At 39.2% G+C, this 24,123-nt stretch carries 23 protein-coding genes; 8 read left to right on the top strand and 15 right to left on the bottom strand.

Translation table 11 applies throughout. The features are described from left to right. Positions 1 to 110 precede the first annotated feature (110 nt). The 5 genes from ACFO5T_RS01360 (at position 111) to ACFO5T_RS01340 (ending at position 5,557) form a co-directional block, all read left to right on the top strand. Positions 111 to 1,100, top strand: a complete 990-nt coding sequence (locus ACFO5T_RS01360) for an aspartate-semialdehyde dehydrogenase (protein WP_035335284.1) — start codon at positions 111 to 113, stop codon at positions 1,098 to 1,100. An 81-nt stretch (positions 1,101 to 1,181) separates the two neighbouring features. Then, on the top strand, positions 1,182 to 1,814 hold the full coding sequence (locus ACFO5T_RS01355) for a CatA-like O-acetyltransferase (RefSeq protein WP_380031406.1): 633 nt from the start codon (positions 1,182 to 1,184) through the stop codon (positions 1,812 to 1,814). A gap of 59 nt (positions 1,815 to 1,873) precedes the next feature. Continuing rightward, on the top strand, positions 1,874 to 2,248 hold the full coding sequence (locus ACFO5T_RS01350; protein WP_380031404.1) for a DoxX family membrane protein: 375 nt from the start codon (positions 1,874 to 1,876) through the stop codon (positions 2,246 to 2,248). Positions 2,249 to 2,359: 111 nt separating this feature from the next. Further along, positions 2,360 to 4,528 carry a prolyl oligopeptidase family serine peptidase gene (locus ACFO5T_RS01345; protein ID WP_380031402.1) on the top strand — a complete coding sequence of 723 codons (2,169 nt, stop codon included), beginning with the start codon at positions 2,360 to 2,362 and terminating at the stop codon, positions 4,526 to 4,528. A gap of 30 nt (positions 4,529 to 4,558) precedes the next feature. Continuing rightward, positions 4,559 to 5,557, top strand: a complete 999-nt coding sequence (locus ACFO5T_RS01340) for an NAD(P)H-dependent glycerol-3-phosphate dehydrogenase (RefSeq protein WP_152023918.1) — start codon at positions 4,559 to 4,561, stop codon at positions 5,555 to 5,557. A 35-nt stretch (positions 5,558 to 5,592) separates the two neighbouring features. Here ACFO5T_RS01340 and ACFO5T_RS01335 read toward each other — a convergent pair whose 3' ends face one another. From ACFO5T_RS01335 to ACFO5T_RS01325, 3 genes are all read right to left on the bottom strand, one after another. Next, complete coding sequence (locus ACFO5T_RS01335) at positions 5,593 to 5,988, bottom strand: hypothetical protein (RefSeq protein WP_035335296.1); 396 nt, start codon at positions 5,986 to 5,988, stop codon at positions 5,593 to 5,595. 86 nt (positions 5,989 to 6,074) lie between these two features. After that, the gene (gene pheS / locus ACFO5T_RS01330; RefSeq protein WP_035326534.1) at positions 6,075 to 7,091 is read right to left on the bottom strand and encodes a phenylalanine--tRNA ligase subunit alpha; all 1,017 of its coding nucleotides are present in this window, start codon (positions 7,089 to 7,091) and stop codon (positions 6,075 to 6,077) included. Positions 7,092 to 7,211: 120 nt separating this feature from the next. Then, complete coding sequence (locus ACFO5T_RS01325) at positions 7,212 to 7,574, bottom strand: hypothetical protein (protein ID WP_035335302.1); 363 nt, start codon at positions 7,572 to 7,574, stop codon at positions 7,212 to 7,214. A 179-nt stretch (positions 7,575 to 7,753) separates the two neighbouring features. On the opposite strand from ACFO5T_RS01325, the gene ACFO5T_RS01320 reads away from it, so the two are divergent. After that, entirely contained in the window at positions 7,754 to 8,308 is a 555-nt protein-coding gene (locus tag ACFO5T_RS01320) for a CvpA family protein (RefSeq protein ID WP_035326543.1), read from the top strand. Positions 8,309 to 8,362: 54 nt separating this feature from the next. Here ACFO5T_RS01320 and ACFO5T_RS01315 read toward each other — a convergent pair whose 3' ends face one another. From ACFO5T_RS01315 to ACFO5T_RS01260, 12 genes are all read right to left on the bottom strand, one after another. Further along, positions 8,363 to 10,240, bottom strand: a complete 1,878-nt coding sequence (locus tag ACFO5T_RS01315) for a SulP family inorganic anion transporter (RefSeq protein ID WP_380031398.1) — start codon at positions 10,238 to 10,240, stop codon at positions 8,363 to 8,365. Positions 10,241 to 10,386: 146 nt separating this feature from the next. After that, on the bottom strand, positions 10,387 to 11,013 hold the full coding sequence (locus ACFO5T_RS01310) for a carbonic anhydrase family protein (protein ID WP_298350048.1): 627 nt from the start codon (positions 11,011 to 11,013) through the stop codon (positions 10,387 to 10,389). Positions 11,014 to 11,057: 44 nt separating this feature from the next. After that, on the bottom strand, positions 11,058 to 12,635 hold the full coding sequence (locus ACFO5T_RS01305) for a SulP family inorganic anion transporter (protein ID WP_380031396.1): 1,578 nt from the start codon (positions 12,633 to 12,635) through the stop codon (positions 11,058 to 11,060). 121 nt (positions 12,636 to 12,756) lie between these two features. After that, positions 12,757 to 13,050, bottom strand: a complete 294-nt coding sequence (locus ACFO5T_RS01300; protein ID WP_038598449.1) for a hypothetical protein — start codon at positions 13,048 to 13,050, stop codon at positions 12,757 to 12,759. 136 nt (positions 13,051 to 13,186) lie between these two features. Further along, positions 13,187 to 13,951 (bottom strand): tetratricopeptide repeat protein, encoded by a 765-nt coding sequence (locus ACFO5T_RS01295; RefSeq protein ID WP_380031394.1) that lies wholly within the window; start codon positions 13,949 to 13,951, stop codon positions 13,187 to 13,189. Between the two features lies 1 nt (position 13,952). Beyond that, on the bottom strand, positions 13,953 to 15,719 hold the full coding sequence (locus ACFO5T_RS01290; protein ID WP_380031392.1) for a BatD family protein: 1,767 nt from the start codon (positions 15,717 to 15,719) through the stop codon (positions 13,953 to 13,955). Next, positions 15,719 to 16,609, bottom strand: a complete 891-nt coding sequence (locus tag ACFO5T_RS01285; protein ID WP_380031390.1) for a tetratricopeptide repeat protein — start codon at positions 16,607 to 16,609, stop codon at positions 15,719 to 15,721. Before ACFO5T_RS01285 ends, ACFO5T_RS01290 begins: the two co-directional genes overlap by 1 nt. A 3-nt stretch (positions 16,610 to 16,612) precedes the next feature. After that, positions 16,613 to 17,647 (bottom strand): vWA domain-containing protein, encoded by a 1,035-nt coding sequence (locus tag ACFO5T_RS01280; protein WP_380031388.1) that lies wholly within the window; start codon positions 17,645 to 17,647, stop codon positions 16,613 to 16,615. Positions 17,648 to 17,675: 28 nt separating this feature from the next. Further along, entirely contained in the window at positions 17,676 to 18,680 is a 1,005-nt protein-coding gene (locus ACFO5T_RS01275) for a vWA domain-containing protein (RefSeq protein ID WP_298350062.1), read from the bottom strand. Continuing rightward, positions 18,680 to 20,344, bottom strand: coding sequence for a hypothetical protein (locus ACFO5T_RS01270; RefSeq protein ID WP_380031386.1), 1,665 nt, complete (start codon positions 20,342 to 20,344; stop codon positions 18,680 to 18,682). Before ACFO5T_RS01270 ends, ACFO5T_RS01275 begins: the two co-directional genes overlap by 1 nt. Before the next feature lie 31 nt (positions 20,345 to 20,375). Further along, a complete protein-coding gene (locus ACFO5T_RS01265; protein ID WP_380031384.1) occupies positions 20,376 to 21,242 on the bottom strand; it encodes a DUF58 domain-containing protein in 867 nt (288 codons plus the stop codon). A gap of 59 nt (positions 21,243 to 21,301) precedes the next feature. Continuing rightward, complete coding sequence (locus ACFO5T_RS01260) at positions 21,302 to 22,306, bottom strand: AAA family ATPase (protein WP_038598472.1); 1,005 nt, start codon at positions 22,304 to 22,306, stop codon at positions 21,302 to 21,304. A gap of 167 nt (positions 22,307 to 22,473) precedes the next feature. On the opposite strand from ACFO5T_RS01260, the gene ACFO5T_RS01255 reads away from it, so the two are divergent. Both ACFO5T_RS01255 and ACFO5T_RS01250 read left to right on the top strand, forming a co-directional pair. Continuing rightward, positions 22,474 to 23,340, top strand: a complete 867-nt coding sequence (locus tag ACFO5T_RS01255) for an aldo/keto reductase (RefSeq protein WP_038598474.1) — start codon at positions 22,474 to 22,476, stop codon at positions 23,338 to 23,340. Positions 23,341 to 23,350: 10 nt separating this feature from the next. Continuing rightward, positions 23,351 to 24,103, top strand: coding sequence for an SDR family NAD(P)-dependent oxidoreductase (locus tag ACFO5T_RS01250; RefSeq protein ID WP_380031380.1), 753 nt, complete (start codon positions 23,351 to 23,353; stop codon positions 24,101 to 24,103). The last annotated feature ends 20 nt before the right edge of the window (positions 24,104 to 24,123 follow it).

Raw genomic sequence — 24,123 nt, 5'->3', positions numbered from 1 at the left:
TTTTACAGTTTTAACGACTTATTAATGGAGCTTCGGTGCTAACTTTGGCGTTTTATAATAGTTTTCGCGAAAGCGAATAAAATGTTTACAAACCTCTTTAAAACGATACTATGAAAGTAGCGGTAGTAGGAGCCACCGGGATGGTAGGCCAAGTGATGTTAAAAGTTCTTGCAGAACGTGATTTCCCAATTACAGAGTTAATACCTGTAGCCTCAGAGCGCTCTGTAGGTAAAAAGGTTACTTATAAAGACAAGGAGTACACGATTCACTCTATGGAAGATGCTATTGCAGCAAAGCCGCAAATAGCAATCTTCTCTGCTGGAGGAAACACCTCAAAGGAGTTTGCACCTAAGTTTGCAGAGGTAGGCACAACAGTAATAGATAACAGCTCTGCCTGGAGAATGGACCCTACAAAGAAACTTGTAGTACCAGAAATAAACGCAACCTCGCTTACTAAGGAAGATAAAATTATTGCAAACCCTAATTGCTCTACCATACAGATGGTGCTAGCAATGTCTCCTTTACATAGAGAGTACGGTATTAAGAGATTAGTCATATCTACTTATCAATCTATTACTGGTACGGGAGTAAAAGCAGTAGAGCAACTAGAAAATGAATATGCGGGTGAAAAAGGTGAGATGGCATACCCATACCCTATACACCGCAACGCCATACCAGCTTGTGATGTTTTTGAAGAAAATGGATATACAAAGGAAGAACTTAAACTGGTAAACGAAACTCAAAAAATACTAGATGATCGCTCTATAGCTGTTACAGCTACAGCAGTACGTATACCAGTAGTAGGCGGACATAGTGAGTCTGTAAATGTAGAGCTGCGTGCGCCTTTTGAAGAGAAGGACATTCGTAAGGTTCTTAATGAAACTTCTGGAGTAACTGTACAAGACAATCCAGATACAAATACGTATCCTATGCCTATTTATGCAGAGGGTAAAAATGATGTTTTTGTAGGTCGTATACGTCGTGATTACTCACAAGAGAATACGGTTAATATGTGGATTGTGTCTGATAACCTTCGTAAGGGAGCAGCAACAAATGCAGTGCAAATAGGTGAGTACCTAGTAGCAAACGGATTAGTGTAAATCCAGCTTTAACATATCTTAGTGTATAAAAAGTCCCTCATCGCGAGGGACTTTTTATATTTGTGATAAATACCTCAAGCATTGAAAAAAATAGACATCACTACTTGGAAACGTAAGAAGCATTTTGAGTTTTTCTCACAATTTGAAGAGCCTTACTTTGGGATTACCTGGCAAGTAGATATGACACTTGCAAAGCAGCGAGCAAAAGAGCAGGGTATCTCACTTTTTGTGTACTACCTGCATAAATCTCTTGAGGCGGCTATGGCTATAGAAAACTTTAGATACCGCATTAGACCTAATGGAGAGGTGGTGTTGCTAGAAACTATAAGCGCTAGCGCTACGCTTATGAGAGACAATGAGACGTTTGGGTTTAGTTATATTCCTTACGATACAGATATGACGGTTTTTACAAAATCTGTAGAGCGTGAGGTGGAGCGCGTGAAGGAGTCAGATGAGCTTTTTCCGCCTATTAATACAGATGATGTGATGCATTGCTCTGCCATACCCTGGATGGATTTTACAGCAATCACACATTCAAGACTCTTTAAAGCAAAAGATAGTGTTCCAAAAATTTCTTACGGCCAGATTACTCAAAAAGAGCCAGGCGTTTACACAATGCCTGTTGCCTTATACGTACACCACGGTCTTATAGATGGTTTGCATCTCTCTAGGTATAAGATCAAATTTCAAGAGCTGCTAGACGGTAAAGAGTAGGTGTTGTAATTAAGTGCTGCTCACTTCGTCTAAGGTTAGGAACAATAAAACCAACCATAATGAAATTAGCACACACAATTATAAGAATAGGCCTAGGGCTTATGTTACTTGCCTTTGGTCTGAATAAATTTTTCTGGTTTATGCCAGATTTTGAATTTGGTGATAACATAGGCGCAGCAAATCTTTTTCAGGCATTTACAGATAGTGGTTATATGTGGCCACTTGTAGGAGGGCTTGAAGCGATTATTGGAGTACTATTTATTACTAAAAAAGCATTTCCTGCGGCATTACTAGCACTTATACCTATTTCGGTAAATATTGTGCTCTTTCACGCAGTGCTTGATCCGCCTAATATTGTGCCAGCTTTACTAGTTGCCATCCTTAATGGTTACTTCATTTATCGCAACTGGTCTTATTACAAAGATTTAGTGTAGGTAGTGCGCACCATAACATATTTATACCCACTTATTTGAGTGGGTTTTTTTATGCTTTCGCGAAAGCGTAATAACTCGTATCTTGAATCTCCATTCAAACACCCACACGTTATGAAAAAACTAGTTCTATTTGCACTGGCTACAACCGCAATAATAAGCTGTAATCAAGACGCCGAAAAACAATCAACATCGATGGCTGTAACTTATACTGAAACAAAAAAAGTAGATACGGTAGATACCTATTTTGGCACAGAAGTGCAAGATCCTTATCGCTGGCTAGAAGACGATCGCAGTGAGGAAACAATGGACTGGGTAAAGCGTGAAAACAACACTACGCAAGACTACCTCAAGAATATTCCTTTTAGAGCAGAGCTTAAAGATAGACTCGCTACTTTATGGAACTATGAGAAAGTAGGTTCACCTTTTAAAGAAGGTGATTATACGTACTTCTATAAAAACGACGGACTCCAAAATCAATATGTAATTTACCGCTACAAAACAGGTGAAAATCCTAGTACAGCTACGGTATTTCTAGATCCAAACACCTTTGCCGAAGATGGTACTATTTCCTTAGGAGGAGCTAGCTTCTCTGAGGATGGATCTATTCTTGCTTATGCTATTTCTGAAGGAGGAAGTGACTGGCGCAAGATTCTAGTAATGAATACAGAGAAAAAAGAAATTGTAGAAGATACCCTAGTAGATGTAAAATTCTCAGGAATGTCTTGGTATAAAAATGAAGGTTTTTATTACTCTAGTTATGATAAGCCTAAGGGCAGCGAACTATCGGCAAAAACAGATCAGCATAAATTATACTATCATAAATTAGGTACAGCACAGTCTACAGATAAACTCATCTTTGGCGGGACAGCTGCAGAGAAACATAGATATGTAGGTGGAAGTGTGACAAAGGATAATCGCTATTTGCTTGTGAGCGCTCGTAACTCTACCTCTGGAGGAAAGTTATTTATGAAAGACCTTACTAAGCCAGGCAGTGACTTTGTAACCATACTTGGTCACGAAGATTCTGATAGCTATGTGATGGAAAACGTAGGGAGCAAGCTTTTTATAGCAACTAATCTTGATGCGCCTAATATGCGTGTTGTAACGGTAGATGCATCTAACCCTACACCGGAAAATTGGGTAGATTTTATACCAGAAACAGAAAATGTATTGAGCCCAAGTACTGGCGGAGGATCATTTTTTGCACGTTATATGGTAGATGCAGTTTCAAAGGTAAAACAGTATGACTACAGCGGTAAGCTAGTGCGCGATGTAGAATTACCAGGAGTAGGAAGCGTAGGAGGTTTTGGCGCAGAAAAAGATGAAAAAGAACTGTACTATAGTTTTTCAAACTATAAAACGCCAGGGAGCATATATAAATACGACATCGCATCTGGTACCTCAGAATTATTTATCAAGCCAGATATAGATTTTGACCCAGAAGCTTACGAGAGCAAGCAGGTGTTTTATAACTCAAAAGATGGTACCAAGGTGCCTATGATTATCACATATAAAAAGGGAACTGAGCTCAATGGTAAGAACCCTACTATTTTATATGCTTACGGAGGTTTTAATGTAAGTCTTACACCTAGCTTTAGCATTGCAAATGCTGTGTGGATGGAGCAAGGTGGAGTGTATGCAGTGCCTAACTTAAGAGGTGGTGGTGAGTATGGTAAAAAATGGCACGATGCAGGAACTAAGATGCAAAAGCAAAATGTTTTTGATGATTTTATTGCAGCCGCAGAGTATCTTATTGATAACAAATACACCTCAAAAAAGTACTTAGCAATACGCGGTGGTTCTAACGGAGGTTTACTTGTAGGAGCAACAATGACACAACGTCCAGATCTTATGCAAGTAGCATTACCAGCAGTAGGCGTAATGGATATGTTACGTTACCACACCTTTACAGCAGGTGCAGGATGGGCATATGATTATGGTACTGCAGAGGATAGTAAAGAAATGTTTGAATACCTTAAAGGGTATTCTCCAGTACATAATGTAAAAGCGGGAACGTCATACCCAGCAACAATGGTTACTACGGGAGATCACGATGATCGTGTAGTACCTGCTCACTCATTTAAGTTTGCGGCAGAGCTTCAAGAAAAGCAAGCAGGAGATGCTCCAGTACTTATACGTATTGAGACAGACGCCGGTCACGGTGCTGGTACTCCAGTAGCAAAAACTATTGAGCAGTATGCAGATATCTTTGGGTTCACATTATATAATATGGGCTACGAGGTACTACCAGAAAAGGTAGGTAACGTGATGAAAAAGTAACTAGCACAATTAAGACATAAAATACAGATGATGAGTAAACCCACATTTGGAGTTATAGGAGGAGGTAGCTGGGCAACCGCTATTGTAAAAATGCTATGTGAAAACCTAGAGACTGTAGGATGGTATATGCGCAGTAACTATGCACTTGAGCACATTAAACGCGAAGAGCATAACCCAAGTTACCTAAGCTCTGTAGAGTTTAAGCCAGAACAACTTAAGTTAAGTAATGACATAAACGAGATTGTTGCTTATGCAGATGTAGTCATCTTTGCAGTGCCATCTGCTTTTATAGGCGGTGAGCTAGCAAAGCTCACAGCTTCTTTAGAAAATAAACTCATTATTTCTGCTATAAAAGGAATAATGCCAGAGAGTGGTAAGCTGGTGGGTGATCACTTTCATAATGTATATAACATACCTTTTGAGAATATAGGCGTTATTGCTGGACCTTGTCACGCAGAGGAGGTAGCACTTGAGCGTCTATCATATCTTACAATAGCTTGTGCAGATAAAGAAAATGCAAAGCTGGTGGCAAAAAACCTATCTAGTGATTATATAAAATGTACCACTAGTGATGACATTATCGGGATTGAGTATGCTGCTACGCTCAAAAATATTTATGCCATCGCGGCTGGTATTGCACACGGTTTAGGCTACGGAGATAACTTTCAGGCTTTATTAATGAGTAATGCCATACGTGAGATAAAACGCTATGTAAAACGTGCTCATAAGATGAAGCGTGACATTAATGGCTCTGCTTATTTAGGAGATTTATTGGTGACGGGATATTCTGTCTTTAGCCGTAACAGAATGTTCGGTAATATGATAGGGAAGGGCTACACGGTAAAAAGCGCACAGATGGAAATGTCTATGATAGCCGAAGGCTATTATGCAGCAAAAAGTGCTTTAGAACTTAATGAGTCTCGCGAAAAACAAGCCAAAATTCCTATTATTGAAGCCGTGCATTGTATTCTCTATAAAGGAAAAGACCCTAAGAAGGTATTTAAAAAACTTACAGAGAAACTTAATTAAGTTGTAGTGTTACGCTTTCGCGAAAGCGTAATAAGTTACACTGCTAGTACACCATCTTTATCCATTACAGGAAGCGCTACGGCGCTTTCTGCTTTTATGGTATGTGCAGGAAACTCAAAGCGCTTCTCATACATCTTGTTATCTAGAAAATAAGTAACCGAGTAGAAGTTGTCTAACTTAAAGATATCTTCTTGCATAAATTCAATCTTTGCAAACCCCTTTGCTGGCAGCACCTTTATGGTGTGACGCGTGTGCGTGGTCATTTGCTTATCATTATAGCCTTGTACGGTAAGAAGTACCATCTCGAGTGGTGCTAGGCCATCGTTTATGATATATGCATTCCAGTCTAGCGTTTTAAACTCCTCGTGCATTTCTTGCACAGCAGCGATATAAACGTCCTTTACTTCTGGTATGATAATGTCTTTGCGCATAGCTGTAGTCTGGTCAAGCGCAGTAAAGACCTATTTAATAAAGAAATGATGTTTCCCACGACTGCGCTCGAGGGGATAGTATGACTTTAAAAAGCAGATTTAAACTGCTCTAAGAAACGTGCATCGTTCTCACTAAGCATTCTAATATCTGAGATCTGGTGTAATAATAGTGCAATACGATCTATACCCATACCAAACGCAAATCCACTGTACTCTTTTGAGTCAATACCACAGTTTTCAAGTACATTAGGATCTACCATACCACAGCCCATAATCTCAAGCCATCCGGTTCCTTTTGTCATTTTGTAATCTGTCTCTGTCTCAAGACCCCAGTATACGTCTACCTCTGCACTAGGCTCTGTAAATGGGAAGTATGATGGACGTAAGCGTATTTTACTTTTTCCAAACATCTCTGTAGTGAAGTACTGCAGTGTTTGTTTAAGATCTGCAAATGATACGTCTTTATCAATGTATAGTCCTTCTACCTGGTGAAAGAAACAGTGTGAACGACCACTTATAGCCTCGTTACGGTATACACGACCTGGAGAGATTGTACGTATAGGTGGTTTGTTATTTTCCATATATCTCACCTGTACAGATGAGGTATGCGTGCGTAATAATACGTCTGGATCTGTTTGTATAAAGAAGGTATCTTGCATATCACGCGCTGGGTGGTATTCAGGAAGATTTAAGGCAGTAAAGTTATGCCAGTCATCTTCTATTTCTGGACCTTCAGAAACGTTGAATCCTATGCGAGAAAAAATATCAATAATTTGATTTTTTACAATAGAGATAGGGTGACGTGCTCCTATTTCAATAGGTTCACCTGGACGTGATAAATCTCCGGTAGCTGTTTCTTCTTCGGCGCCTTCTAGCTTTTCTTTAAGCTCGTTTACTTTTTCAAGAGCACTTGCTTTAAGGGTGTTAATTACCTGTCCATACTCGCGCTTCATCTCATTAGGCACATTGCGAAAATCTGCCATAAAATCATTAACAAGCCCTTTCTTTCCAGAATACTTAATTCTGAACGCCTCTACCTCTTCTAAAGTTTGGGCATTAAAGGCCTTTACTTTTTCAATGTGTTCTTTGATTTTATCTAACATAATGGATGATTTTACCCTCTAAAAGGAAAGCGCAAATTTAAGAATAAAATTGGGGTGTAGCCTTAAAAAGAACGTGCGAAAATAAACACCCACAAAATCTAAGTTTGCTATTAGTAAGATTTAAGAAATAAGTCCTTTTTCTAAAAAGTACTGCACGATGGCATCCTTCATAAGTATTTGTTGCTCACCAGCTTTAAGTGGTGGTAAGGCTTCTAGTACTTTGTAATGTGGCCACCCATCTGGATCATCATAATCGTACTGGTAGTACCCAAAAGGTTCTAGTAAACGGCATATGGCTATATGCATCAAGTTCATCTTTTCATCCTTCTTAAAGGTTTTATCTAGTTGTCCTAGCTCTTGTATACCTATGAGATATATAATGCTGTCTAGATCCATCGCTCCCGTATCTCCCTCTGCAAAGCGGTCGGCTAGTTTTTGTACTACCGCTTCATATCTCTCTTTAAGTTGCTCGTCTCTTGCCATAAATGTGCATCATCGGGAGTTTAGTCCCGCAGTTGTGATCCTATTTTATTAAGAAAATAATGATGGGTCTTACAAGTTAAGACGTCCATCAAGTGTAAAATAACAAAGATACAATGCGTAGGTGAGCTACTTGCACAATATCAAAATTCATTAATCTGTAAAAAACTTATCTTAGCCATATGAACACAATAGACATCGTTTTTGGGATCATTTTGATTCTAGGTTTAGTACAAGGGATACGTAAAGGCTTTTTTGTAGAACTTGCCTCACTGGTAGGTCTTATTGCAGGTATTTATGGAGCCATACATTTTTCATACTATGTGGCAGACTGGCTTGTTGAGAAAACGGCGTGGGGAGAGCAAATTATAAAGCTTACCTCATTTGCAATAACATTTGTAATTATTGTTTTGGTTGTTTCGCTCGCAGGAAAACTGCTTACTAAAGTGGCAAATTTTGCAATGCTAGGTATTGTAAACAAACTGCTAGGCGCTGCATTTGCGGTTATAAAATTTGCCTTTTTACTAAGTGTGGTTCTTATGTTTATTGATGCAGCAGACCGCCAGATAAGTCTCATAGGTGATGATAATAAAGAAGAGTCTATTTTATACCCTATCGTACAGCCACTTGCTCCTGCATTACTTCCGGCAATTATAAAAACTGCCAAAGATGAGGATATCTATAACCCGGATAAAGAAAAAGAGCCGACTGAAACAGACGACTCTTCTAGTATTTAATAATGTTGATAGTTACGCTTTCGCGAAAGCGTAATTACACCTTACACCACATATTTAATATCTGTCTTTTACCTGCGTGTTAAGAGAATTGATGCACTCTTCAAAAGTCTCATAAACCTCTGTTTCTGGTATTAACTCAGGGATGATTTTAATACGTTCTAGCATATACTTAGGCTGTTTTCTTAAGCCTACAATATGCACATTAATTCCGCCTTGGTTAAGTTGGAGAATCGTGTCTTCTATCGCATATACACCAGACTGATCTACATATGGTACGCGCCCCATACGCAAGATAACATCTGATGCCGTTGCAGGAATTTGCTTAGTAAGTGCCGAAAATTCACTCGTATACCCAAAAAATAACGGCCCACGAAGGTGCTTTATAAATACCTCCTCCTTGAGATGATCTGGAAAAATAAGTTCGTCACTCCATAATACTTTATTCTTTTCGGCGGCGCGTAGGTCAAAAACTTTAGACTGTCTAGCGGTGAAATCACCCATCTTCTTCATAAACATAAGACACGATAACACAAGGCCAATTCCTACTGCAGCCACTAGGTCCCACACTACAGATAGCACAAGTACCACAAGCATTATAATTACCTCAGAACTTAGTTTAATAGGTCCCATCTTTAAATCCTTAGGAAGGTTAGGGATAGCTTTAAGACCTTTGTAATCCATCACTCCTATACCTACGGTAATGAGTATACCTGCAAGTACTGCAGCCGGTATTTGTGAAGCGATAGGGCCTAGGGCTAGGAGTATAAAAAGGAGTAATACACCAGCAATCATTCCTGATAATTTGGTTTTACCACCAGAGTTAATATTTACTACCGTTCTTATGGTTGCCCCTGCTCCAGGAATTCCGCCAAAGAACGAAGCAATGGTGTTACCTATACCTTGGCCTATAAGTTCTTTGTTAGGCTTATGTCTAGTCTTAGTCATATTATCTGCCACAACAGAGGTAAGCAGCGAATCTATTGCTCCAAGAAACGAAAGCGACAGTGCCGTGAGTATATATGGAGATATGATGCTAAACTTAAAATCTGTAATGATAGAAAGCTTAGGTACGGGAAACCCACTTGGGATTTCTTGAATTGCTCGGTATTCAAAAGGAGCAACATATGCTACTCCAGACACTACGAGCAGAGCGACAAGCGTACTAGGTACAACGGTTGTTATGCGTTTAAAGCCGTAAATAATAAAAATCGTGGCAAGCGCAAGGGCAAGCTCTATCCAGTTTATGTTTTGCAAGGCGCGTCCCATTACTTTAAAAGTACCTACCACCCCAGAAGAAGATGCTTTTGCAAGAGTTACGGCCTCCTTGTAAATGTCGGTATCGTCTGTAAGTTTTGCTCTGCGTATGGTTTCCTCAAAGTTTTCTAAAACCAGAAGACCTTCACCTGCTTCGTCTTGTAAAATCTTATCGAGCACAATTTCTTGCGCCTGTGGTTTAAAACTATCTACATAACTTTCATCTTGATTAGGATAATACCCCACAGCTGGTAAAAGTTGCGTGATAAGAATCATCACACCTATAGCGGTCATAAATCCAGATACAACAGGGTAGGGGATGTATTTTATGTATTTACCTATGCCCATTACTCCCAGTACAATCTGGAAGAGACCTGCAAGTAAAAATACGGTAAGTATGGCTGGTAATGCCTTATCTACATCGCCATCAAAAGTAGCAATAATACCTGCGATAACTACCATACTCACTGCGGTCATAGGAGCTGTTGGTCCCGAGATTTGAGTAGGAGTTCCTCCAAAAAGTGCAGCAAAAAATGCTATAAAAATAGCACCATATAATCCGGCACTGGGTCCAAGTCCAGAAGACACACCAAAGGCAAGTGCTAGTGGTAAGGCTACAATACCTGCTGTAATTCCTCCAAAGGCATCGCCTTTAAGGTGTTTAAAGAAGTTTTTCATAGTGGTTAGGTTGGTGTCAAAATAGAAAGTTAATTCTTTGCATAAAAATAGGGTGGCTTCTTAACGGAACCACCCTACTAATTTAACATTTTAGTTTGTATGAAGCGTATACTGTTGTGAGTTACGCTTTCGCGAAAGCGGTTTTACTATACAAATGTTACTTCACCATTTGAGATGTCATAAACGCCTCCTACTATCTTGATGTCACCGTCATTTTCCATTTCGGTAAGAAGTGGGCTATCTGCGCGCATCTTTTCTATCGTTAAGTGTACATTTTTTGTAACCACATCGTTTACAAATGTCTTATTTGCACTAGTGCGGTCTGCAGCATCCTTAGGCTCCTCTACTGCGTGTACAGCTGGACGTATTTTTGATAATAATGCGGTGATGTTACCTAGTTGTACATCGTCACAAGCGCCTTTTACTGCACCACACATAGTATGACCTAATACGACTACGAGTTTTGACCCAGCAACTTTACATCCATACTCAATACTACCTAGTACATCTTCGTTTACGATGTTACCTGCTACACGTGCGCTAAAGATATCACCTATACCTTGATCAAAAACAAGCTCTGCAGGTACGCGAGAGTCGATACAGCTTAGTACTACAGAGTGTGGCCATTGTCCACCAGTAGTATCTTTTACTTGATCTAGTAAGTTTCTATCTGCTGCTTTTGCGGCAACAAATCTTTTATTTCCTTCTTTTAAAATATCTAATGCACCTTGAGGTGTTGTAGCGTCTTGTATAGCTTTATTAAATGTTTTCATAATAGTGTGTTGTATATCACAAAAATGTGATCATTAATATTTTGTTAGGCTGTTTTAGGTCTTAGTTTAAAAAACTCAATATAACTAGGTGGGTTCTCTACGATACCACGTTCTGAGATAAGCTTGATATTTATGTTTCGGCTCTTTGCTTTAAGAGCAAAATCTTCTAGTATTTCTATAATATCGTTATCTAAGAATCTCGTTTTACGTACATCTAGTTCAAGGTAAGAGTTTTCTGGAAGGTTGTCAAGCTCCTTTAATATGGCTCCTTTGTTAAAGAAGGTAACCTCCTCGGCAAGGGTCATTTTCATCTTTTGAGAACCGTTACTTATATCTTCTTTGTTTAAGAAGTGCGAGTTTTTGTAACTCTTGTAAAGCACCACTACGATACCTACGGCAAGACCAAGGCCTATACCCCATAAAAGATCAATAAAGAAGATACCTACTACCGTTACAATAAATGGTACAAACTGTTTCCATCCTGCTTTCCACATTGCTTTAAAAGTAGCTGGTTTTGCAAGTTTATACCCTACAATAAGTAATATAGCCGCAAGTACAGAAAGTGGTATTTTGTTAAGTAAGGTAGGGATTAGAATCACAGAGATTAATAATAAGAAACCGTGTATGATGGCAGACATCTTTGTCTTACCACCAGACTGTATGTTTGCAGATGATCTTACGATTACTTGTGTCACTGGTAGTCCTCCTATCATACCAGATAAAATGTTACCTGTACCTTGAGCAAGTAACTCTCTATTAGTAGGTGTTACTCTTTTTTCTGGATCTAGTTTATCTGTTGCTTCTACACATAGAAGTGTCTCAAGACTCGCAACAAGTGCTATAGTAAATGCTGTTACCCATATAGCTGGGTTTGTAATTGCGCCAAAGTTCGGAAAAGCAAATTGCCCTATAAAGCTGTCTACACTATCTGGTACAGGTACACTCACTAAGTGCTCTGCACTAATGGCATAATCTGTTCCCATTGTGCTTACATAATAGATGATACCAACGGCTACAGCAACAAGAGGTCCTTGTACTAGCTGAAAAAACTTTCCTTTTTTAGAAAGCACGTTGCTCCACAAAATAAGAATAGCGAGTGCAATAACTCCTATAAGTGTAGCTCCTATACTTATAGAGCCTGCGATGTTTCCTAGTTCAGACAAGGTGTTTTCTCCATCCATTTGCGAGAAAGCAAAGTCTCCCTCAGGATCTGCATCATACCCAAAAAAGTGAGGAATTTGCTTAAAAATAATAATGATACCTATACCCGTAAGCATTCCCTTAATCACAGAAGATGGAAAGTAATAGCCAATAATCCCTGCTTTTAAGAATCCAAAAACAAGCTGTATCACACCTCCTAATACTACGGCTACCAAGAAGTTTTCATAACCTCCTAGAGCGCCAATAGCAGTAAGTACAATGGCAGCCAGTCCTGCTGCAGGACCACTAACACCTATTTGAGAGCCACTCAAGGCTCCTACTACAATACCTCCTATAATACCGGCTATAAGACCAGAAAATAGTGGTGCGCCACTGGCAAGTGCAATACCAAGACATAATGGTAAAGCAACAAAAAATACAACGACACTAGCGGGTAAGTCGTTTTTTAAATATTTGAACATAATTAATAAGATAAGACCCCTCCATAGTTGGACAAGGCGATGATTTTAAAATGTAATAACGCTTTCGCGAAAAGAGTAATGGGTAGTATTTACACAAAGTACTCAAAAGCTGAAGTAATCTTTATACGTAATCTGGTGGGGGAGAGCTCACATCTTTAATGTGGCCATAAGAACTGTCTAGGTAGCAATAAAAAGCGAGTACAGGATCATCTGTACGTATAATAGAAAAACTGAGATCGTCTGTAAGGAACTTCTCATATTCTTCTAGCTCTTTTTTAGACTCACTTTGTTCCTCTTCGATATCTTGAACAATCTCAATAGAGCTGTCTGATTCAAAGAGTGCTATAAATGATGGTCCTATTATAGAGAAGGACATCATAAAGGCGAGTGCATATAAAGAGATTGCCTTAAACAATGGTTGTTTTTTTAATTAGTAATAAAACTAGCAATAATTGTGATAATGTGCTTTGTTTTAAAAAAATAAATAGAATATAAGTAGACTTGCTATAAGTTACTTATAATACCTAGAATAACAAAAGTAGAACAAATAACTACAACGCTCTTACATCTGTCGTAGGAATCCAGCCAGTTTTACCATCTGCTAGTTTTATCTTGTTCCAGTTATCTACTGTTTCAAGAATCATCACCTTAGTTCCTTCGTGTAGTATAAAAGCTTGTGTACTTTTTAAGTTTGGCTCGCTCTTTACTTCAGACGTTGCAGCAAATACAATAGCTGGGTTGTCTTTAGAAATTTTCGCGAAAGCGTTATAAGCAAACACAAGTGATAAGAGGGCAAGAAGTAAACTTGTCACCGAACTCACAAAAAATAAACGTTTTTTACCAGAGGCTACAGAAAAGTAGTAGCTTATAAATAGTATTACAAATAAGAATACAAATGCCACTGTAGCATATGCCCAGCCGTCTGTAGTCATAATATTAAGAATGCTGTTAAACCATTTTTGAAGTGTGTTTTCTGGTAATGGTGTTATGGCATCTATCTTCATCTTATCTGCAAATGAAGCATTGTTTTTTATGTCACTATCTGCTGGAGCAAGTTGCTTTGCTTTCTCGTAATAGTAAATGCTAGGCGCTACATTATTTAGTTTAAAATGGGCATTTGCAAGGTTATAGTATACGGCAGCGCTTTCTTGATTACGGTCTAATATCTTTTTATAATCATCTATAGCTTCTTGATACCTGCCCTCTGCATAGTGTGCATTTGCAGTTTCAAAATATTGCTCTGGAGTTTGAGCTATAACAGGTGTAACTGCAAGCATAAGTACAGTTACCGCGATGTATGTAATCAGGTCTCTCATCTTATAATTGTTTATCTATGGCACTTATAACTCTCACGGCTTTATCATAATCTTGCTGCATTGCCACACTACTGGCTGGGGTATATCTAGCAAACTCGCAACTTTCTAGAAGGCTTATAAACTCTATTGTGGTGTTTTGATCTACATCACGTTCTTTTAGTAATCTTGTGATGCGATCTTTAGACATTTCACTGGTTGTGATATTAAGTTTTGCTTTGAGGTAGTTGTGTAATGCACGCTCCATTGCGATGTAAAACTCTTTTTGACTACCTAGGTTTTTCTTTGCAGTAGCGAGAAATTTTCTAGCAAGCTTATCTGCCTTGCGTATTCTATTACCCGTGACATCATTTGCATAAGACTCCTTCCTTTTGCGCACAAGTATGGCTATAGGAATCAATAAAAATGGAAGTAGACTAAGCATCCAAAATAGTGTGCTCTTAAAGAACTTTTCTTGCGTTACTGGTTTAAGGTTTGTTGTTGTCTTTATGTACTGAAATTGATTATTTGAAGCAACGACTTGCTGCTGCTTTGTATCATTAGTGTCAGATATTGCACTTGCAGTGTCTGTAGGTCCATTTTCTACTGTAATCACACGCTCTTGTGAGGTGATACGTTCATAAGACTTGGTCTTAGGGTTAAAGTACGTAAATGAAAGTGGTGGTATGGGGTAACTGCCCTTAAACTGTGGTACAACTGTATATGTATCTTCCTTAAGGCCGCTCATACCGGCAAGATTAGTACGTATTTTATCGCTATTTTCTGGCTCATATACTTCTAGTGTACTTGGTAAGTTAGGTTTAGGTAACTCAAAAAGTTTGAGATTCCCTCTTCCTTGTACTTGTAACTTGAGCTGAAAAGCCTCTCCAGCATCTAGTGTATCCTTAGTTGAGGTGACTTTAAAGTCAAACTCACCTACAGCACCAGAAAAGTAATCTGGTTTACCGGCATCTGGTAATGGTTTTACATCTACCGTTCTTATAGGAGCGCTTACTGTAATATTTGCACTTTTACTGAGTATACGTCCAAAGATGTCACGGCGATTAGTAGGGACACTTACGGCAACACTTAGACTTAAAGGTTCTATTTCTAGCTTTCCTGTTTTTTGAGGGTAGAGCACAGTACGTCTTAAGATAACGTAGCGATAATCTTCTCCTTTATACTTGCCTTCATAAATTTTAAACTGCTTCTCGTCTGCGCTTTGACTCCAGAAGTCTGCAAACTTTGGTGAGTCAAGCTCACGCCAGTTATTTACACTTGTCTCTTTTGAGACATAAAGCTTGTAAACAATAGTAAATGCTTCATTGAGATAAGGGCTATTTTTTGAAACCTCTGCCACGAGATGTACTTTTTCTTTTGCCAGATACGTAGGGTCATTTGGGTCCTTTGGGACCTCTACAGCGGCAGTAACCGTAACTGGTACTGGTGGTGATTTATAAACTTGACCCCCTACTGTTATTTCTGCCTGGCCTATCTCAAGGTTACCACGCTTAGTGGGTGATAATACATAAGAATATGTTTTTGAAAAACTACTCTTACCATTTACCCACTGCCTGCTTGTAGTCTGGCTAGGACCACCTACCACACTAAAACCTTCAAAACTAGGAGCTCTAAAATTATCTCCATCTTGGTTCATTATAAAATCTACACGTAAACGCTCATTTACACCTAGTCTATTCTTGCTCAACTTTGCATTGAACTGAACGTCTTGCGCAAATAAAACTGTCCCTATGAGTAGAAACAGGTAAACTATGTTTGATTTCATCTTCATTACCAGTCTTTCTCCGTTTTTACTTTTGCACCTTTTACCTTCTGTGCATTTATCTTTTCTTGGGTTTTTTTCTCTTGGTCTTGCATCGCCTTTAGTAAACTCTGCACTTGTTGAGGAGATAATTGCCCTTGCTTAGGTTGCGGTGGTGGTTGTTTTTTATCTTCTTCACCCTCGCCACCATCTTGCTTTTTGTCTTTGTCTTTAGGGTCTCCTTTATCATCTTCTTTCTGCTCTCCCTCGTCTTCTTTTTCTTTGCCCTTATCGTCTGTTTCTTCCTTGTCGCCGTCTTCTCCTTCTTTTTTATCTCCTTCTCCTTTGTCGTCTTTTTTATTTTCGTCTTTGTCCTGGTTTTCGTCTTGGTTTTCTTGGTCGTCATTATCGCTACCACCACCGCCGTTGTTTTCCTTTTCTTTTTTGGCAAGTTGTAAATTATAGCGTGTTTCTTCGTCTGTAGGATCTGCGCGTAGGGCATTTTTATAGGCTTCTACAGCGCCATCCCATTGCTCTTGTTGAAAGAGTGCATTACCTAGGTTGTGATATGCTTTGTGCTTTTCTTTTTTAGTTTGTGCTACAGCGGCTGCTCTTGCTAGCGCGCTTGTGCTTTCTTCCCACTTTTTGTTTTTGTAATAGTTGTTACCTGCATTATATTTTGCAGGTACACTCTCTGGTGTGAGCGAGATAGCTGCTCTTAGATTTGACTCCGCTTTCGCGAAAGCGTCAAAATCTACAACGCCACCTTCTTGGTTTATCATTGCTTCGGTACCTTCTAGAATATACTCTCTAGCTTCACCCGCCAGCGGATTTTCAAGTGTCTTTCCTTCTTTTGCTTTTTCTTGAGCTATGGCAGTAAAAGCTAGTGTGGCGAGCGCCAGTGTAAGTAACTTTTTCATTGCTTAGTTATCATTAAAAAGGTTTAACTTTTTGAGCCAATTAGTCTTACGGTCTAATAGAAATATATCTAAAAATAAGAACAGTAATCCTGCGCCTAAAAACCATTGAAACTGATCTTTAAAATCTGCAAACTGCTTGGCTTCAAATTCTTTTTTGTCCATACCATTGAGCAAATTCTGTACCGTTTCTACCACTGTGGCAGTGCTGTTACCGTCTATATACTCGCCATTAGCCTGCTCTGCAATAGCCTTAAGAGTAGCCTCGTCTAGACGTGTGATTACGGTCTCTCCGTTTTGATCTTTCTTATAAGATTGTACAATGCCATTGCGCTTGAGAGGTATGGGGCCACCTTCGGTTTTACCTACGCCTATGGTAAAAATGCGTATACCTTCTTTATTTGCTTGCTCGGCTAGGCTCGATGCTTCTCCCACGTGATCCTCACCATCTGATATGATAAACAGCACACGATTAGTTTGCTCCTCATCATTATAATAGGTTTTTGCAAGTTCTATAGCTTCTCCTATGGCCGTACCCTGGCTAGAGAGCATATCTGTATTCATCTGGCTTAAAAATAGCTTTGCGCTGCTGTAATCTGTCGTGATAGGTAGTTGTGGGTATGCACTTCCTGCATAGGCTATAATCCCTATACGATCGCTACCCAGACTATTGATGATTTGAGTAACTAGTTGTTTTGATTTTTCAATTCTATTAGGCGCAATATCTTCTGCTAGCATAGATTTTGAAACATCTATGGCAAACACCACATCTACTCCCTCGCGCTTTACGGTCTCAAGTTTAGTTCCCATTTTTGGGTTAACAAGACCTACAACTAAAAATGCAATGGCAATACAGATCGTAAGGACCTTAAGACCTGGCTTAAAATAAGACCTGTCTGGGCTTAATTTTTTAAGAAGATTTGAACTTGCAAATTTCTTTTGAGCACTGCGCTGCCAGATTAATACTCCCATATATAAGAGTATTACCGCAGGTATAGCGAGCAGTAACCAAAACCATATTTTTTCTTCTAATAGATACATAGGTGCCTTTTACAAAAGCATATATTATTTATACAAAACTCTTAAAAACAGTATACTTTAATAATAACTCAATCATAAGTAACAATCCTGCTAGTAAAACTAGAGGCCTGTACTTTTCTTCATAATTTGTATACTTAAACTCTTCTACATCGGTACGTTCAAGTTTATCTATCTCGTCATAGATTTCTTGAAGTTTCTTGTTGTTAGTCGCTCTAAAATATTGACCTCCTGTGGTTTCGGCGATTTCTTCTAGCAGCTCTTCATCTATAGTAACTTGTATATTTTCATATACAAAGGTGCCGTTAGGGTTACGAGCATAAGGTGATAGTGCCGTACCATTTGTACCCATCCCGATGGTGTATACTTTGATGCCAAACTCTTGAGCGAGCTCTGCTGCGATACGCGGGTCAATCTGTCCCGCATTATTCTCACCATCTGTCATTAATATGATAACCTTGCTTAATGCTTTGCTGTCTTTAATGCGGTTTACACCCGTTGCTAGCCCCATACCTATAGCAGTTCCTCCTTCTATAATGCTGTTGTACTGTATGCCTTTAAGTGCACTTAGTACAATACTCTTATCACTCGTGATAGGTGTTTTTGTAAAACTCTCACCTGCATACTCTACTAGTCCTATACGATCGTTAGGACGGCCATTTATAAAACTTGAGGCTACTTTTTTAAGTGCTTCCAGTCTATTAGGACGTAAATCCTTTGCCAGCATACTGGCAGATACGTCTATCGCGATTACGATATCTATACCTTTTGTGGTTTTAGTCTTAGTAGATACCTCTACATTACGCGGTCTAGCGAGTGCCACTATTATAAGACTAAGAGCCGCTAGTCTCAAAATAAATAGAAGCGGTCTGAGTTTAGGTAAAATGCTAGTGCTCGTTTTAAAACCTTTAATGCTAGATATTTTTACCGCAGGCGTTTGCTTCTTACGTTTCCATAAGTACCAAGCGATTGCCACTGGCAGTGCAAGAAACAACCAGAAAAATTCAGGATTTGAAAATTCAAAATTGCTTAGCATTACTTCTCTTCTTCTTTTGCTTGCAGTTCTACACTTTGCATCACGCGCTCTGCGATTTGTTTACCATAAGGATCTTCATCGTGCCAGCTTATAAATAATTGCTGGATCACACTTTCTGACTGAAAAGTTAAAAATGCATACTCACCAGAGTCCATCATTTCCTTTTCTTCGTCTATAATTTGTGTTCCTTTTCCAAAGGTTTTGAGACCTTCAGCACCATTAGGGGTTTTGAACTTTTCATTCTTCACAACATCTGCAGAGAAGCCATTTTGCTCGAACGTCGCAAGTTGATTTGCAATGAGCTGCTCTACTTTCACTTCGGCGTTTTCTGGAAATTTGAATTGAAATACGAGTATAGAAACATTTGCCGGTACTGTAGACCACGCAAATGAGGTTGCCTCCATTTGCCCTTGCGCCTCTGGTGGTAATACCACTTCTTGTCTTGTAAGAACCTTTGGTGTACTCACAATCATAGATGGCGCTCCATACTCACTGGTAATCCAAGTACCTTCGGCAAGCTCACGGGTCATATTTCCGAAAACAAAATCTTTAACCTCACTATACCCCTTAACAACTATACCTACGGTGGTTGCTACAAGTAAGATGGCCAGAACACCACCTATTGCGGTAAGCCATAGTTTTCTTTTACGCTTTCGCGAAAGCGCTTCTCTATAATCCTCCTGCTTCATAAGTTCTTCTACAGTAGGAGGTGGGAGTGCTTCTTTAGTTTCTTTTACTATTTCTTCTACACTAAGACGGTCTGCTTGCGCCTTACCCTCTGGCGGATTTACACGTGCAAATTTTATAAGGTCTGCACGTTTAAAAATATCTTTAAGCTTTACAATAGTCTCCCTGCTGAAGTCAATGTGACCACTGTCTCGCTCCATCTCAAGACGGGCAATGAGCTCATCTGTTGTGCTCTCCATAGCACGATCATAAACCTTCTCATCATAGTAGCGACGTATGGCATCTGTAAGTACAGTGTAGTACTCTTTATATTTTGCTTGAGCGATATAATCTTCTTGATCTAGTGCGTTGAGTGTTGCAATAGCTTGCTCAAAAGGAGGCACATATTTTTCTGCCTCTTTTTGTTTTTTATGACGACGTAGTAAGAACCATAAAAATAAGGCAATGGCAATAAGTACTGGGATGATCCATAACAGGTACTTCCACCACTTGCTATAGTCTCTAGGTAACTCTATAATAGGTTTAATGTCATAAAGGCCTTGGTTTACAGTGTCTAGTACAACATTGTTTACTTCTACTAGAAAAGTATCTGTCTCTACAGTTTTAGTCCCTATGATTATTTTTTGCTTTGGGATGACATAGCGACCACTATCAAACTGTGTTAAACCATATCTCTTTATAAGCTTTACTCTTGCAGAAGTTGAGCTTGCGGTGTCAATTTTATAACTTTCTATAACCTCAAGAGGGTTAAAAGTTTGACCCTCTGGAAAAACTACCGCCTCACCATCATTTGCAAGAACTTCAATCTTGTAATTAATTTGTTGCCCTATAAGAATGCTTGTAGAATCTATTGTGGCACGTACATCATCTTGAGCTTGAGATGATGTGGTAAAAAGAAAGCAGATCAAGAAAAACACAAACAAGGCAGACTTAGATATGCCAGCTGTATTAAAGTTATGTTGTCTTGAGGTATTCATTAGGTATTTCTCTTTGGGGTTTTTATCGCTACTAGCCACGTCTTTTAAAGTATCCCAGTAGCTTTTTTACATAGCTTTCATCTGTACGTACATCTATAACACCGGCACCACTGCGCTTAAAGGTTTCTTTAAAGTAAGCAACACGCTCTTTATAGTATACCTCATAGTTTGTTCTTATCTTTTTTGAACTTGTGTTGATAAGTGCTAGTTCGCCAGTTTCTTCATCTTCCATTTGTACAAAACCTAGGCTAGGTATTTTTTCTTCTCGCTGGTCATAAATACGTATACCTGTGATGTCGTGCTTATTTGCAGCAATTTTCATTGTTTGCTCATAGCCGTCTGTAATAAAGTCTGAAAGAACAAAAACAATGGCTTTCTTTTTCATCACATTACTAAGGTACTTTATAGCTTGTGCAAGGTCTGTCTTTTTTGAACTAGGTTTAAACTCTAGTAACTCACGTATGATGCGTAGTACGTGAGACTTTCCTTTTTTAGGAGGTATAAATAGCTCTATCTCATCTGTAAAAAGGATGAGACCTATTTTGTCATTATTCTGCATAGCACTAAAGGCGAGTGTTGCCGCAATTTCAGTAACAATTTCATTTTTAAACTGCTTGTCTGTTCCAAAAAACTCAGATCCAGACACATCTGCCACGAGCATCATTGTGAGCTCTCGCTCTTCTTCAAAAACCTTAATGTACGGCTCACTGTAACGTGCTGTCACGTTCCAGTCTATATTACGCACATCATCACCAAACTGATACTGGCGCACCTCAGAAAACGTCATACCACGACCCTTAAAGGTAGAGTGATATTCTCCACCAAAAATGTGATCAGACAGCCTACGTGTCTTGATCTCGATCTTGCGTACTTTTTTAAGAAGTTCTTTTGTATCCAATTCTTTTTGGGACTATAATTTATCGCATAGTAACTACTCTCACTGTTTTATGAGACCGTCTATGGTACTTCTATCTGGTTTACAATTTTGTTTATGATATCTACAGAGGTAATATTTTCTGCCTCTGCTTCATAGGTAATACCTATACGGTGGCGCAGTATATCGTGTACCACGGCACGTACATCTTCTGGTATAACATAACCACGACGTTTTATAAATGCATAACACTTTGCAGCTGTCGCAAGGTTAATACTACCACGAGGCGATGCCCCAAAGTTTATGAGAGGTTTTAAATCTGCCAGGCCATAATTTTCTGGGTAACGCGTTGCAAAGATGATATCAAGAATATACTTCTCAATTTTTTCATCCATATACACTTCTTTTACCGCCTCTTGCGCTCTTATAATTTGCTCTACAGATACTACAGGATTTACTTTTTCATAAGAACCCTTTAAGTTCTGGCGTATGATGAGTTGCTCATCTTCCAGTTTTGGGTAATCTATCACTGTTTTGAGCATAAAACGGTCTACCTGTGCTTCTGGTAATGGGTACGTTCCTTCTTGCTCTACAGGGTTTTGTGTTGCCATTACTAAAAATGGCTTATCTAGTTTAAAAGTTTCATCACCTATGGTAACCTGCTTTTCTTGCATTGCCTCTAGTAGGGCAGATTGCACTTTTGCCGGAGCACGGTTAATCTCATCTGCAAGAACGAAGTTTGCAAAAATAGGTCCTTTCTTGATACTAAAGTCTGCAAGCTTCATATTATAAATAAGCGTTCCCACAACATCTGCAGGTAGTAAGTCTGGCGTAAACTGTATACGAGAGAAAGAGCCGTGCACCGCTTGTGATAAGGTGTTTATGGCTAGCGTTTTTGCAAGACCAGGCACTCCTTCTAGAAGAATGTGACCACGACCCAAAAGACCTATGAGCAATCGCTCAATCATATGCTTTTGACCCACAATTACTTTATTCATCTCCATTGTAAGAACCTCTACAAAGGCACTCTCACGCTCAATTTTTTCATTGATTGCCTGTATGTCAATCGATGTAGTATTTTCTTCCATAATTCTTTATTCTAGTAAGCAGAAACTTCTAACGTCGCAAAGTCTCATTTTATTCCTAAAAATCTTGTTAACATTTGGTTAAAAAATATTGAAAATAAAGGGCTTCGCACACATTTCTGTAGTTTTAGAACAACTACTTTTAATAAAACCAAATTTAAAAACTACAGATGCAATTTTCAAGAATAATTCAAGGCTGTATGACCTGGGGCGTTTGGGGCAAGCAATTTAATGAACGCCAAATGGTTGAGACCATACATCACTGCCTTGAGCAAGGTATTACCACCTTTGACCACGCAGATATTTACGGCGATTATACAACAGAGGGTGAGTGGGGTAGCGCTTTCGCGAAAGCGAACATCCCAAGAGAAACCGTACAAATTATAAGCAAGTGCGGTATCCAGATGATGGGTGACAACAGGCCAGAAAACACCATAAAACATTACCAGTACGACAAAGATTACATCATAGCCAGCGCCGAAAGGTCTCTCAAAGAGCTACAAACGGAGTATCTTGATTTATTCTTATTGCATAGACCAAGTCCCCTGCTTGCTCCAGATGAGGTAGCGGCAGCAGTGAGCCAGTTAAAAGAACAGGGGAAGATTAAAAATTTTGGACTTTCTAACTTTACGGCTTCACAAACAGCACTTGTGGCTTCACGTGTAGCAGTGAGTGCAAACCAGCTCGAAATCTCCATAACAGAGCGTAGCGCTCTAGATGATGGGAGTCTAGATTATATGATGACTAATGGAATCACACCTATGAGTTGGAGTCCGCTGGGATCTGTTTTTAGAGAAGAGACACCGCAGAGTGATCGCATTAAAAAAGCGCTAGAGCCATTATGCGAAAAGTACAATGCAACGCAAGATCAATTATTACTAGCCTGGTTACTCAAGCACCCAGCGGGTATACACCCAGTGATAGGGACCACAACTGCGAGCCGCATTACAAATGCTGTACTGGCAGAAAAAATAGCATTAAGCCTTAAAGATTGGTTTACCATCTTAGAAGCTAGCGTAGGAGAAGAAGTAGCATAAAGAAAATATTATGAAAACAGCACTTATTACCGGAGCCACCAGTGGTATAGGTAAAGCAACAGCCACTCGATTTGCACAAGAAGGGATACGTCTCATTCTTTGCGGTCGTCGTGAGGAAGTATTAAAAGAACTACAAAATGAGCTTGGTAAGCACGTGCCTGTACACACACTTACATTTGATGTGCGTAACAATGAAGATGTTACCACTGCGATAGAAAGTCTGCCAGTAGATTTTAATACCATAGATATCTTAATTAACAATGCAGGTAATGCCCACGGTCTGGACCCTATACAAAATGGCTCTATAGATGATTGGGATGCAATGCTCGACATTAATGTAAAAGGGTTGCTGTATGTGAGTAAAGCAATTATCCCACAGATGACAGCGCGTAAGAGAGGGCATATCATAAATATAGGCTCTACAGCTGGAAAAGAAGTGTATCCTAATGGCAATGTATACTGTGCAAGTAAGCACGCTGTAGATGCTATAAACCAAGGGATGCGTCTAGATCTTAATAAGCATAACATACGTGTGGGAGCCATAAACCCGGGGATGGTAGAAACAGATTTTAGTAAAGTACGTTTTAAAAATGATGAGGATCGAGCAGATAAGGTGTATCAAGGTTTTGACTGCCTACAACCAGAAGACATTGCAGACATTATACACTTTACAGTCACAAGACCCTATCACGTAAACATTGCAGATCTCGTCGTGCTCTCCACAGCACAAGCAAGCTCTACGATAGTTAATAGAAATGACTAGAGTATAACAATGCACAGAGC

It is taken from the genome of Dokdonia genika, assembly GCF_042652845.1.
In the GTDB taxonomy this organism is placed as follows: domain Bacteria; phylum Bacteroidota; class Bacteroidia; order Flavobacteriales; family Flavobacteriaceae; genus Dokdonia; species Dokdonia donghaensis.
Note: the sequence above shows the minus strand (reverse complement) of the source record. Positions and strands in the feature narration are given on the sequence as shown.

What these genes read in the sequence shown, in the direction of transcription:
- ACFO5T_RS01260 (WP_038598472.1), bottom strand. Translation starts at nt 22,306, where the DNA reads ATGGAAGAAAATACTACATCGATTGACATACAGGCAATCAATGAAAAA.
- pheS (WP_035326534.1), bottom strand. Translation starts at nt 7,091, where the DNA reads ATGTTAGATAAAATCAAAGAACACATTGAAAAAGTAAAGGCCTTTAAT.
- ACFO5T_RS01290 (WP_380031392.1), bottom strand. Translation starts at nt 15,719, where the DNA reads ATGAAGATGAAATCAAACATAGTTTACCTGTTTCTACTCATAGGGACA.
- ACFO5T_RS01340 (WP_152023918.1), top strand. Translation starts at nt 4,559, where the DNA reads ATGAGTAAACCCACATTTGGAGTTATAGGAGGAGGTAGCTGGGCAACC.
- ACFO5T_RS01320 (WP_035326543.1), top strand. Translation starts at nt 7,754, where the DNA reads ATGAACACAATAGACATCGTTTTTGGGATCATTTTGATTCTAGGTTTA.
- ACFO5T_RS01255 (WP_038598474.1), top strand. Translation starts at nt 22,474, where the DNA reads ATGCAATTTTCAAGAATAATTCAAGGCTGTATGACCTGGGGCGTTTGG.
- ACFO5T_RS01360 (WP_035335284.1), top strand. Translation starts at nt 111, where the DNA reads ATGAAAGTAGCGGTAGTAGGAGCCACCGGGATGGTAGGCCAAGTGATG.
- ACFO5T_RS01345 (WP_380031402.1), top strand. Translation starts at nt 2,360, where the DNA reads ATGAAAAAACTAGTTCTATTTGCACTGGCTACAACCGCAATAATAAGC.
- ACFO5T_RS01270 (WP_380031386.1), bottom strand. Translation starts at nt 20,344, where the DNA reads ATGAATACCTCAAGACAACATAACTTTAATACAGCTGGCATATCTAAG.
- ACFO5T_RS01325 (WP_035335302.1), bottom strand. Translation starts at nt 7,574, where the DNA reads ATGGCAAGAGACGAGCAACTTAAAGAGAGATATGAAGCGGTAGTACAA.
- ACFO5T_RS01275 (WP_298350062.1), bottom strand. Translation starts at nt 18,680, where the DNA reads ATGCTAAGCAATTTTGAATTTTCAAATCCTGAATTTTTCTGGTTGTTT.
- ACFO5T_RS01295 (WP_380031394.1), bottom strand. Translation starts at nt 13,951, where the DNA reads ATGAGAGACCTGATTACATACATCGCGGTAACTGTACTTATGCTTGCA.
- ACFO5T_RS01350 (WP_380031404.1), top strand. Translation starts at nt 1,874, where the DNA reads ATGAAATTAGCACACACAATTATAAGAATAGGCCTAGGGCTTATGTTA.
- ACFO5T_RS01335 (WP_035335296.1), bottom strand. Translation starts at nt 5,988, where the DNA reads ATGCGCAAAGACATTATCATACCAGAAGTAAAGGACGTTTATATCGCT.
- ACFO5T_RS01250 (WP_380031380.1), top strand. Translation starts at nt 23,351, where the DNA reads ATGAAAACAGCACTTATTACCGGAGCCACCAGTGGTATAGGTAAAGCA.
- ACFO5T_RS01305 (WP_380031396.1), bottom strand. Translation starts at nt 12,635, where the DNA reads ATGTTCAAATATTTAAAAAACGACTTACCCGCTAGTGTCGTTGTATTT.
- ACFO5T_RS01315 (WP_380031398.1), bottom strand. Translation starts at nt 10,240, where the DNA reads ATGAAAAACTTCTTTAAACACCTTAAAGGCGATGCCTTTGGAGGAATT.
- ACFO5T_RS01280 (WP_380031388.1), bottom strand. Translation starts at nt 17,647, where the DNA reads ATGTATCTATTAGAAGAAAAAATATGGTTTTGGTTACTGCTCGCTATA.
- ACFO5T_RS01310 (WP_298350048.1), bottom strand. Translation starts at nt 11,013, where the DNA reads ATGAAAACATTTAATAAAGCTATACAAGACGCTACAACACCTCAAGGT.
- ACFO5T_RS01285 (WP_380031390.1), bottom strand. Translation starts at nt 16,609, where the DNA reads ATGAAAAAGTTACTTACACTGGCGCTCGCCACACTAGCTTTTACTGCC.